9 protein-coding genes are annotated in these 12217 nt (G+C 45.6%); 1 reads left to right on the top strand and 8 read right to left on the bottom strand.

The genetic code is table 11. The annotated features are described in order from the left end of the window. Positions 1-131 precede the first annotated feature (131 nt). Complete coding sequence (locus T260_RS1000000139040) at positions 132-305, top strand: helix-turn-helix transcriptional regulator (RefSeq protein WP_306372131.1); 174 nt, start codon at positions 132-134, stop codon at positions 303-305. A gap of 31 nt (positions 306-336) precedes the next feature. On the opposite strand, the gene T260_RS124710 is transcribed toward T260_RS1000000139040, so the two are convergent. The 8 genes from T260_RS124710 to T260_RS124735 are packed head-to-tail and all read right to left on the bottom strand — an operon-like array spanning position 337 to position 12212. Next, the gene (locus T260_RS124710) at positions 337-978 is read right to left on the bottom strand and encodes a LysM peptidoglycan-binding domain-containing protein (RefSeq protein ID WP_023634410.1); all 642 of its coding nucleotides are present in this window, start codon (positions 976-978) and stop codon (positions 337-339) included. Next, the gene (locus tag T260_RS124715) at positions 975-1232 is read right to left on the bottom strand and encodes a phage holin family protein (protein ID WP_031213123.1); all 258 of its coding nucleotides are present in this window, start codon (positions 1230-1232) and stop codon (positions 975-977) included. Before T260_RS124715 ends, T260_RS124710 begins: the two co-directional genes overlap by 4 nt. Next, complete coding sequence (locus T260_RS124720) at positions 1232-1450, bottom strand: hemolysin XhlA family protein (RefSeq protein WP_023634408.1); 219 nt, start codon at positions 1448-1450, stop codon at positions 1232-1234. Before T260_RS124720 ends, T260_RS124715 begins: the two co-directional genes overlap by 1 nt. Before the next feature lie 14 nt (positions 1451-1464). Continuing rightward, on the bottom strand, positions 1465-1692 hold the full coding sequence (locus T260_RS124725; protein WP_023634407.1) for a hypothetical protein: 228 nt from the start codon (positions 1690-1692) through the stop codon (positions 1465-1467). Continuing rightward, positions 1689-2879: a hypothetical protein gene (locus T260_RS124730; RefSeq protein WP_023634406.1), complete on the bottom strand. Its 1191-nt coding sequence runs from the start codon at positions 2877-2879 to the stop codon at positions 1689-1691. The genes T260_RS124725 and T260_RS124730 overlap by 4 nt, the downstream gene beginning before the upstream one ends. Before the next feature lie 13 nt (positions 2880-2892). Further along, a complete protein-coding gene (locus T260_RS1000000138330) occupies positions 2893-4479 on the bottom strand; it encodes a hypothetical protein (RefSeq protein ID WP_023634405.1) in 1587 nt (528 codons plus the stop codon). A 40-nt stretch (positions 4480-4519) separates the two neighbouring features. Then, positions 4520-7819, bottom strand: a complete 3300-nt coding sequence (locus tag T260_RS1000000140340; RefSeq protein WP_023634404.1) for a DNRLRE domain-containing protein — start codon at positions 7817-7819, stop codon at positions 4520-4522. 16 nt (positions 7820-7835) lie between these two features. Continuing rightward, positions 7836-12212, bottom strand: coding sequence for a phage tail tape measure protein (locus tag T260_RS124735; RefSeq protein WP_023634403.1), 4377 nt, complete (start codon positions 12210-12212; stop codon positions 7836-7838). Positions 12213-12217: the final 5 nt, after the last annotated feature.

The following is a 12217-nucleotide window of genomic DNA, read 5'->3' as shown; positions in this document are numbered from 1 at the left end:
ATTATTCCACATTTTTGCATTAGGTTTAAATTCGGGATTTTTGGACAAGACTGTGGCTAAAAAGCACAGGAGGGATTTTTGTGTTTGGTCTGGGGAAACCAAGAAGCAAATTTGGAAAATGGGTGGATCGAATGGGATTGACACAGGAGGAAATCGCACGAAAGGCAAAAGTGGGAAGGACGACGATCTCGAATATGTGTAAAGATCCGAAATACACACCACGCATTTCTACTTGGGTGAAGGTGGAACGGGCATTGCGATCATTGGGATATTCAGTGAAACGAGAGGATTTTTTCGATGTATAAAAAGAGCCTACCCAAAGCGGGTAGGCCTGGATTATTTCACACGCAATTTTTGTCCGACGCGAATCAAATTCGGATTGCGAATCCCGTTCAGTTTCTGTAGTGCATCTACTGTTGTATTGTACTTCTTAGCGATCTTAGAAAGCGTGTCGCCTTTTTGTATTGTGTACGTTTGAGGTGTTGCTTTTGTCTGTGTTGCGGATACCGCGCTAACTGGTTTGGCAACTTGTTCCAGCGGACGCTTCCCTGCGCGCAGGTCGGCAAGCGACAAGCCGAATGTATACTGAAAATGAGGATAGTCCTTGAAGTCTTTCCAATCGCCACCCCATTCCAGATCAAGAGACTTTCCGATTTGAGCAACACGTTTCCACTTGTCATCGACGTTCCAGCTGACGCTGCCATCTGGGTTCAAAAGGGCAAAATCAAACGCTAGTCCAAAATTGTGATACGAATAGCCACCCTTCGCATTCGTCACAATCTTTCCGGGCTTCGTGCGGCCTTGTGCATACAATTCGTTTTGTTCTTCAATTGTACGCAATCCTTGTGTAATGATGACGTTGATTCCTTCCTTGTACGCCTGTTCGATGAGCTGTCGTGCTTTCGCCGCAACAAGAGGATGCACACCTTGCAGTTTTTTCTCCGCTTTTTCAAGCAGCTCTTTCAATCCGATTGTCATTGTTGTTCACCAGCCTTTTCAAGTGCATATTTTACAGCTGCTACAGAACCAATCCCATACAAGGCATATTTCAGTCCTTCAATTAGCACGTCAAATGAAAAGGCGTGATTCTCCAATGTTGAGAATGCCACGCCTAGCACAACCGCGACAATCGGGATATAGCGGTTCGGGATGTTGGCTGCTTGGCGAATCGCATACAACAGAACAGCCAGCGCGACATACGCCGTAAACTCAATTGAAAGAATTTGCTCCATCACTGGACCCCCCCTCTCAAAATAAAAGACAGCACCGCTCCCACGATGCCGCCGATAATCAAACGCAAAATCCATGTTGTGTTGCTTTTGATCGCTGAAATATCTTCGCGCATGTCTTTAATGTTTGATTCTGCGACCGCTAGACGGGTTTTGACATCGATCATATCATCGCGGAGCGTTGTCACATCAGCTTCCAATTTTGCAACACGTTGTTCCATCGAATCACACCTTTCTAGACAATTTTCCCTACAACAACACCTTTGACTACCATCACTCGGTCGTTTGCTGCCGGAGTGTAGCTTGCCAAATACGGATATGCTTTACCAGACACCGTACTTTCCCCGTCAAAAATCAAACGAGGGCGACCGCTTGTGTAGTTCGGGTCCACCCTCGCAAATTGAATGATTTTCTCTTGTTTTGGATTCATGAATGCAGAAATAAAAAAATCGTGGTCTATCATATAGCCACCACCTTACGGACTTCGTGCTTCATTCGAGCGCCTGCTTTGAGTGGCATTGTCCATCCGGTTTCGACGTACTTACCTTTGATGCCTAACGGTGAATAGTCAATCTCCAATACGTCCATGTAGTCATGTAACGGGTTTAAGGCTGTTTCAAAAGTTAATTTTCCGTATACTTGGCTCGCCTCGAAAGCAATGCGCTGTACATATGCGTCAAGAGACTGCTGATCGGCAATGTCCGTTACTTCTCGATAGTCAACGATGGTTCGGCCACGGTTCACTGTGCTTGTCGGGCTGTTCGGGTTGCTGTTAGTGTACGATGACATCAGTGACTGCTCCGCGTTCGAGCATAAGACTACCCATTTGTTCGGCACGTTGAAAAGGTCTAATTCTTCCTCCATTCCGGCATAAATGATGGACAACTCATCATCTTTGTATGTGTATTCAGCCGAACGGATGGACGGGCTTCGGTATGTCATGCTAGTGAAGTATCCGTACACATCGACATGAATCGGTGTATAGTTAATTGCCGTCAGCAAAGCGTTGATTGCTTCCAATTTTTCTTTGCCAGGTTCAAATTCCATATCGACCGGCAGTACCTTGTCGGTTTGTTCGATGTTGTGCTTTGTTATGCCGGCACTAGCAAGAATATCAATGACGGCCTGCCGATAGTTCGTTCCGGCTCTCACTGTGTAGCGAGTGTCAAATTTGTCGTCGCGTAAAATCAAAAGCCCGTCATATGCTTCAACATCACGATAAATATTTTGGTTTGAGTCTTTACGTGTTGGGCTCGATAAAAGAAAGATTCCAAGAGGAAACTCCACCCATCCCCCTTTTTCGGGTGCCACTCGTAAATCAAACTCGGCAGAAAAACTCGACTGAAAGAAATAATAATACCGCCCTAAAAGTCGTCCAGGCGGTACATATAAACGAAGATATGGTCGGATACGGTCAGATAAAAAATTGATACTCCCATCATCTTTCAACCGGAATTTTGCCGTTCGTTTGATGGAAGCAAGGGAATCCATTGAAATTTCAGCGTCGATGACGTTGTTCAGATCACCAATGACATTATCGTTTTTATCCAACAGCTCGTATCGGAAATCAATTTTTCTCGACCCACCTGCCATATGGATAGCTGCCTTCACTTGTTCGGCTGTAAAACCATCTCTTGCTAGAGGTTGCATACGAATCACCTACCTATTGCCTAACAAGTGCCGACTGCAGTTCAAACGCTCCTTGCGCTGTCGCTCCGTTTACGTAACGTACTCGTACATATTGCGCGACAATCAAATCTTCTAATTCAACGGTCTGTCCTGCTGAAACCGATGCTTGTGCAGTAGTACGCCAAGTTGAACCGTCTCGAGATTGTTCGAGGTACAATGTTCCAGCTTGGTCGGCATAGACTAACGCACGGTGACGATTGAAAGAATGGTTTCCACCGAGATTTAATGTTACTCCTGTGAAGGTTGCGCTTGCTCCGAGAGGCGTTGTTGAGTGAACAAACGAAATCGTTTTATCGAAGTCGGTTCCCCCATCAGAGCGAACAAGCATCGTTCCCAAGAAAAACGCCGTTTGCGCTGTTGCCCCATTCACAAATTTCACTCGGATATAACGATGGTTCCAAGGAAAGTCGAAAGTACGATATAAACCATCACTTGGAATTGGCACCCTATGAGTTTCCCTCCATGTAGAGTTATCGGTAGATTGCTCAATCACCAAGTGCCCGGGGGTTAATCCTGCCGTGTGCATGACAGTCACCCTGAAACGATTGTAGGCTTGATACGACGAACCGGCATCACGAGAAGCCCCGGTATAAGTAGCACTTGCTGCCAAATTGGTTGTCGTATCTGTGTAGACTACGCTGTTTGCATCCATACGACCAATGACTGTCGGTGTATTCAGTACTTGAACACCTAACGCTTGTCCGGAAGCTACATTCCCTCGCCCAGCTGTAATTTCTGCCGTGAGTTCCGCATAATCAACGACAGTAACAAACTGAAATTTGAAATTCGTTGCCGATGCAGGAGCCGTTCCCAAGTTTTTGGCACGAATCCGTACTTTGTAAAGTGCATTCGGGTCCGGAATCTGTTGATGACGAACAAATGAAGCAGAACGACCGGACGCGCTATCCATCGCTCTAGAGTGAAACCAAACTTCGTCTGAGAAAATTTCAATCTCAAGAATTTGCCAAGAAGTAAGGTTGTTGGCAATATATGATGCTCCTGAAGCCAAACGGGATAAACCACCACTTTGAACTTCATATACAGCGTAGTTAGCCGCAGAAGTATAGTCTTCATACTTCATACGCCATGCTGCAGCATGTTGCCCATCTGCCTGCAACGTAGAAGGGTCAACAGAAACAAATTCTACATAAAACTCTTGGTTGGCAATACGCTGAGAAAGCATTAATCCGAATAATGCGCGAACCGGATCAGTGAACACTTCTTTTGATTGGATAATTGTTTCGGAGTTAGGAGTAGTTCCTGTGTTAATCGTTAGAACTCCCCCTGATTGAGAGATTGTCATCCCAGGACCTTGCTGAACAACTTCCCATTTATTCGGGTCAAGGGATGGACCGGTGAACGCATCTTTCCACTTCTTTTGAAGCGACTTCACCTTCAACATATCGTCAGCTAGGTCATATGCGACACTATCCGTCACCCGAACATGTGCAGAACCATTCGTTCCTTGATGAGTCTCAAACTGATCGGTTGCAGGATTAAAAACTTGAGGAATCGGTTTTCCGTTTACATCGGTTAAGATGCTCCTTGTATTAGACGGCATATAAACCACCTCTCTTTGTTAAAAAACAAAAGGAAGCTCTTTAGACTTCCTCTGAATAAGAAACTTCCTCAAATGTAAGGCTGACGGTATTTCCATAAACCTCATCATCGACCGGCAGTTGGAAAGCATGGCAGAACATTTTTCTTCCCCGGCCATCACGGTAGCAAAGTGTATTTTTGGAACGAATCAACCTTTCAATAGCTTCCCGATCATCACTATTTTTCAATACGGTTATCTTCATGCTGATAGTGCGTTGTTCTGTATCGTCGTATTCTGCAACCGGCAATCTTCGCCCTGCAAATTGCATCATTGCCGCAGTAGGTTGCCAATTTTCACTGCGATCACTCACCAATTTGAATTGATGAAGCGTCGCTAATGGATTGTCCGCTTCGTGAAGCCAAATCCCTTGCAAAGAAATAGACCGGCTGACTATCAAACTATCGGCATATGTTCCATTTGTTCCCCAGGCGCGAACGAAATACTCATATACTTGCCCGCTTGCTGGCGTGTAGTCAACAAAAGAGGTATCAGCCGGTATATTCGTTGCAATTCGCGTCCAAGTGGATTCACCTTGTTTCCGGCGATACACCTCATTGTAGGATACGTTCGGCTGGGTTCCTGTGGGTGTTGGGTTGTCTATCGTGATTGTGATGATTCCCTCGCCCTTCGTCGTAGACACAATTGGAACCGCTGGCGGTGTGTAGGAAACATGGATGTTGACAGTGACGAAATCAGACCACAAGTTGTCCGCGTTTTGAATGGCAACTTGAATTTTGTAATCCGTGTTATTTGCCAGGTTGTATTGAATCGTCTGCGCCTTGTTTGTGCTGGTTACTTGTGCTTCCCACAATAAAGTATCATTTACATCCAGCAACTTAACGTGATACGCCGTCTGACCAACTGAACTCCACTGAACAACAGGATTGGCCACAGGAACGGTTGCGCCGTTGCTGGGATCGGTGATAGTTGGACTCGTTGGTTTATCCCCTGCGAAGAATGTTTGAATGTTGGAATACGGACTTGATAATCCTGCTTGGTCATACGTCCTCACCTGCCATTCAATCGTTCCCCTAGGAAACGTATTGGCCGGAGCATCCCAGTATTGGTTCGTCGTCACTTGCGTCACTGTGTTCCATGTCTGTGCACCCTGTTGCCGCCACTGTAAATCAAATTTAGCCTGTGGATCACCGTTCGCATCGTTGTGTTGCCATGACAAACGAATGATGGACGCCCTGTCTCTTGGTGTTCCTCCGCTTGGTGAAAGATTCGTTGGTACAGTCGGCGCCTGATTGTGCTGAATGGTGAACACACCATTGCTCTCATCCCACGGGCCATAGGAAGTTCCGTCATATGCTCGAATTCTGATTTTCGCAAGTGACGTTTCCGGCTCGTTGGTGAAATCATATGTGTACGATGTCGCCCCAGGCGATGTCAACGTCACAATATCCTTCCAACTCTGACCGTTGTTGGTTGAGAGTTGAATATGGTATTGCAACATATTCTGTGGGGTCGCTTCTGTGAAGGCTACTCCGAACAAGGCATCGCCTTTCAATATAGGGTTGTTACTGCCCTGTTTATGATATAAACTCCCGCCGCTGTATGTCGCATCGGAACTGTTGTATCTGACTTGTATATCGTTTGCCGAGCCACTAATAAACTCCACTTTAATGCATAACTTTGTGCCTACCGAAAACTTCAATTTTGTTGTCAACGGCAACGTCACAGCATAATAACTTGATGACGCCGGTATTGTCACGTTTTTGGCTTCGTATACAGTAGACCCAGGCTGACCGCCAACAGAATTGGTTAAAGAGATTTTTACGACCCCGCCATTTATAGATGCAAAAGTCATTCTTACGCTAGATAAATATCCATAATCCTTATCAATCGTAAACTCTTGACTTACCCAATCACCGCTATTAATGTAAAAAATTCCGTTCTCTGTGTTATTGTAGATTTTCTCCGTTGAACTCGGATCATCTTGATCGGTTGCCGGACTCCACGTAATCGTATGCTGTGCATTCCACGTTTCCCCGCCGTTTGGCGCTGTGACCGTTGGGGCGGTTGGTGGAAGGTTGTATGTGATTGTGAGCTTTGGTCTATATGAAACAGTCGAATGCTCACTCGTACAAAATTCTTTCCACGAGTAACCTCCCTCGACTTTATCTTTTATGACGATCCCGTAATTTGGGGTTCCGCTCAGCCACAAATTCACAAAATCTTTAATTTCGATAGATATATTCGTATCTAAGATAGACCCCGTTGTGTCATACTGGATACTAGTTGTTGTGTCAAAAGAAGGTTGGTTGTTCCAAGATAAATTTGTTTGACTCCAACTAGATGTCACCCTATGAATTAAATAGCTATATGGGGCATTATTTGACTCGCCACTAATTTGCAATCCTAAAAGTGCACTCGTCACTACCGCTCCGGCAGGAATTTGTGAAACATCAAATTGAAGATAAGCTCTATATTTTTGTGAATTGTTCAAATAATAACCGAATCTTGCAAAAGAAGCGTTATAAGGTGTCGCGTTTGGGCTATAAGAATCCACATAAGTGTCTTTGCTTGTGGTTGAATCGGGCTGTATCGTCACTGTTGGGTCAATCTCAATCGGATACACAAGCCCAGTTACATCAGCCACTAAATCAATATAGGTTTTATCTCCCTCTCGCCGAATAGTTTGCGCAACATCCCGCCGTTCCCCGTTTGCATCTACTAACCACGCAGGCTGGAGTTTCAAATTCCCTGCGGTCAAATCATCCTCTAACGGCCCATCCACTTCAAAAGAAAAGGAGGAAGGCGCTCGGTCGCTTTTCAAAATGATCGTCTCTTTCACGCCGTTTGGCATGACTTCAAGGCAAACATCTGTGTCATTCCATACGTCTTGATAGTGTATACAGTTCTTTTTGCCTTCCTCCATATATCCTTTGGCCGGACTTGCTCCAACCGGAACGAAACGTAGTTTATTTTTACCTTTACCGACTGTATACCCACGTCTGAAATTTTTAGGGATTCGGCAATCGAAAGGCACTTTCAACCCCTGATAATCCATCATGTCACGGTCAAGGATGTTTTTCTTTTTCATCCGTTGTGCCGCGTCTTTCATGACACGGAACACATCCGCGCCTTCTTTTGCAACAGGAAAGTCGATTTGGTCAAGGTCAGCTTCATCGTACAAGTCTGTGTCGATGTTGTGCCAATTCCCGTTTTCATCCTGGTAATGAACGTCACCAGCGTAAATTTCCGTTGTATATGAACCGTCAAAATTAATCCACGTTTTGCTATTACGAGTGCGCTTGTTAAGCAATTCCCCTACTCGGAAATTTTGAGTTGGCATAAATACACCTCCCTCCTCACGCCTGTCTTACTTTCATTCCTAGACGGTTGAAGAAGTCGTTCACTGTCCGAATTTGTTCAAGGTCGTTTACTGGAACAGTTACGTTGATATAGACGTTTCCGTATTTAGCGATATTGTTTGTTTGCATAGTTCCATATCCAATCGCTCCGGCCGCTGCGCCATTCAAATTAGGAATAGTCGGAATCGCCGCCTGTGCCATTCGGTTGGTTGCAGCAATAACAGCGTTAATATTTCTATTGATGCCTTCCGCCAGCCCGAGTGGAATCCATTTACCGATTTCATCTCTCATGACACGAGAAGGAGATTTGATTTTTAATGTAGCTTTCATCGTGCTTTGAACAATGTTAGCAATCTCCTGTGCCTTTTGACGAAGAGGTCCCATCATCGAATTCAATCCATCGATGAGCCCTTGCATGGTGTTTTTCCCGATGTCAGCCATCGATGCGGTCATAAGATTCAGTTCTGTTTTCGTCCCCTCCGTGATCTCCTTGATCTTTGCCATCCACTCATTTTTGTGCTGTTCAAGCTCGGCAGCTGCTTGCGCGCGCAACTGAGCGATTTTGTTTGTGTATTCAATCTTTACTTGCTCGAGTTCAGTGCTTGCAGTGGCTCGTAACTGTTGAATTTTCGATTGCGTTTCCAGCCTCATTCCTTCGAGCTCGTTGATCGCTTGCGTGCGGGCCAATGCGTTCTTTTCACGCCACAATTGAACGTACTGATTCAGCTCTTCGTCAGAAAGGGAATTGAGCGCTGCAATTTCGTCGACGGCTTTCGGCCCCATCTCCCGCAACTCTTGAAGAAGTCCTTCGTCGATACCACGGTTAGCCAAAGAAACAATATTCGCTTGCCAATCCTTGAACGCACTAACTTGGTCGGAAAGGTTTTTCAGCAGCCCTTGCCCAGTTACGTCATCCTTCCGCTTAATCTCATCAAAAATGCCGGCAAAGCTATACAATGCTTTAGTTCGGTCGTCGACCGCTTTTTGATATTCTTCGGTCAGTTTTCGCTCATCTTCTGCAAGACGGTCGTTGATTTCCTTTACTCTTGTTTCATACTCCTCTTTTGCTTTTAGCTCATCTTGTTGTAATCGCTCGTTAATTTCCTTGACCTTTTCGGCATACTCATTGTTCGCCGCTAAAAGCTTATCGTTGATTTCTTTCTTGACGCGATATATCTCTCGTTCCCAATAAATCCGTTCCTCCGTGCCTTCTTTATAACGTTTAGCAACAGTATTCAACGATTCAAGCTCTTGTGTAAGAGAAAGTTGCCCATAATATTTCTTTTCCTCGAACCACTTTTTCTCGTTCTCGAAGTTGCGCTTGGTGATTTCCTCTTTGACGCGAGCATATTCCTTCTCTGCTTCGATACGCTCCTTGGTACCTTTCTTAAACAGCTTAGCCAGGTTGTTCCACCATTGCAGCTCTTGTTCAAGGGAAACATTACGGATTTGCTTTTGATATTCAATAGCTTGTTTTCCTTGTTCAAAGGTCTTTTTCGCGACTTCTGCCGCTTTTTTCGCCTGCTCATCTTGTGCTTTTTTGATTTCCAGGTTCACTTGCCGAACTTGGTCGGATGTTTTAGCGTAGTTTTTCAGGATATTGCGCAAGGCGGATATATATTGCACTTCATCAATTTTTCCAATTTTAAAGTTATATTGCGCTTGCTTGAAAGCTTCCTCAAAGGCTTTTTTAGCCGCCTCCGCATTCTTTTTAGATGCTCGTTCAACGTCCTTTTTCTTTGATTCAATCCCTTTAGCAAAGCCTTCACCTGTGTATTTTCCTAGCTTTTCAGTTTCGCGGGACGGAGAATGGATGCCCAACGCTTTTCGGATTGAGCTTTTTACAGACTCGGCGATTTCTTTAGCTTTTTCCCATACGGCGCTTGCCATAGAGGATATACCATTCAGCAACCCTTGAATGATGTTTTTGCCAATGGAATAAAGATCAATTCCCTCCAAAAAGCTCACAGCACTATTCCACATACTTGTGATCGTAGACTTAATGCCGCCCATGATGGAAGAAACAGCGCTTTTCATAGAGGAAAATGCGTTGCTTACCGCTGATTTTGCAGTATTAACCGCGCTGGAAATGGCTGATTTGATTCCATTCCAAATGTTTAATGCTAGCGATCGGATGCCATTAAAAACAGATGATGTTGTAGACTGTATGTTCGACCATGCGGCGCTGACAAAACCTTTGATTGCTTCGACTGCACCGGAAAATACCTTCTTAATGCCTTCCCAAATGTTCGAGAGGGCGTTTTTGAGATTCTCGAAAATGGCTTTTGCGTCATTTTTTAGGGCTTCGAAGTCGCCGGTTACAAGGTCAATGATAAGAAGGACGGCGCCGAGAAAGATGTTTTTGATTGCTTGCCAAACACCTGAAAAGTACTGTTTGACTCCTTCAAAAATCGTCCGCAAGCCATCTTTCATGCCATTAAAGATGTTGGTTATTCCATTAATAAAAGGTGTGATAATCGCCATCACACCCGCTTTAATCGCATTCCACACGTTGACTGTTGTTTGTTTAATACTGTCCCATGTAGACGACGTAAAATCTTTAATGTTGTTCCATGTGTTGCTAAAGAATTGTTTAATGCTTTCGAGTGTCTGACTAAACCAGTCCTTGATAGCACCCCACACTTCGATTGCCTTCGCTTTGATCTCGTCCCAGTTTTTATATACCGCGACGCCAATCGCAATCAATCCAGCGATAGCTGCCACCGCGATAGCAACGGGCGCGGATATAGCCCCTATTGCCCCTGCTAGCACGCCAAATCCGCTTGCCGCCGTTCCGATGACTGTAAGCACCACGCCGATCGCCGCACCTAAAGCCGCTAACACAGCTGATACCGCCCCAATGGTCGCGATCGTTTTCTGAGTGGACGGCGAAAGATTGTTGAACCAATCCACAAGCTGTTGGATATATCCAGCCACCTTTTGAATTGCCGGAGCCAATGCATTCCCTATCGTGATTTGCGCTGTTTCAAAAGCTCCTTGCAGTTCTTCTAGCGAGCCTTTGAGGTTGTCTTTCATTTTCTGCGCTGCTTCCTGTGACGCCCCGGCCGAATTTTGCAGCGATTTTGTGAGTTCATCGAATTTCTCCGGTCCCGCTTCAATAACCGTCAGCATCCCGCTAGCAGCTTCTGTACCAAAGATAGTAGACAGTGCAGCGAGCTTTTGGGCGTTGCTCATTTTTTCGGTACTTTTCGATAGCTGGGCAATAATCTGGTTGAACGGAAGCATCTTTCCGCTTGAATCTGTAATACGGACGCCCAATTCTCGCAACATAGCCGCTGCTTCTTTTGGTGGGTCGGACAAACGAATAAGAGCTGCACGCAGGGTAGTGCCGGCCGTCTCGCCGCGAATCCCTGCATTTGCCATGATTTCTGTTGCCGCACCCAGCTGTTCTAACGAGATGCCCAACGTTCGGGCAATCGGAGCCGCATATTTAAACGTGTATTGCATATCCTGAATGCCAGCCGCCGAATCGTTGGCCGCCTGTGCAAGGACGTCAGCAACCCTTGATGCTTCCGACGCTTCGAGACCGAAAGCGTTCAATGCCGCTGATACAGTATCAGCCACTAGTGCCATGTCTTCGCCGGATGCTTCTGCCGCCGCGATGATACCCGGCATAGCCGCGATAATCTGGTTCGTCTTGTAGCCCATCGTCGCCATGATTTCTTGAGCTTGGGCGACTTCAGTTGCTGATTTGGATGTAGATGCTCCGAGATCAAGAGCTGACTTTTTCAATTTCTCTAGTTCGGCCGGAGTAGCACCAGCAATAGCACCAACACGATCAATTTGTGCCTCGAAATCCATTGATTTTTTGACTGCGAAACCAAGCGCCCCACCGATTGCTGTTGTTACGGCTCCAAACGACATGGCAATTCCTTGACCAGCTGATTGCATTCGGCTTCCTAAGTCTTGCATCCGCTGACCAACTTCGTTGAATTTTGCATGCATTTTGCCCCAGACTGTAGCGTTTTTGTTGACATCTTGAGACAATTTATCTAGCTTGGCACTAGTTTGCTGAAGCTCATTCTCTAACTTTTTGAGTTCGCCGACCGCTTTGTTGTACTGAATCAGCAACTTTTCCGTTTCAGCTGCTTCTTTCCCTTTCGTTGCTGCCGATTCTTCGTATCTACGCTTCAACTCTTGCACTCTAGCGCTTTGCAAGGCTATTTTTCTAGTCAACATATCTGACTTAGCCTGCAAGCCTTCCAGTGTGTTTTCAAAACCCTTGATTGAACCGCCGGCCGCCTTAAACTCACTTTCAACAGCTTTCAATTTCCTGTTTATTTCTGCAAGACTACGCGTAAAGTCCGCGCTGTCCAGTCCAAGGGTGACACGTAATGCGCCGACTTCTGCCATGCTCT

The sequence above is a fragment of the Geobacillus thermopakistaniensis genome, assembly GCF_000498995.1.
Classification (GTDB): Bacteria; Bacillota; Bacilli; order Bacillales; family Anoxybacillaceae; genus Geobacillus; species Geobacillus thermoleovorans.
Note: the sequence above shows the minus strand (reverse complement) of the source record. Positions and strands in the feature narration are given on the sequence as shown.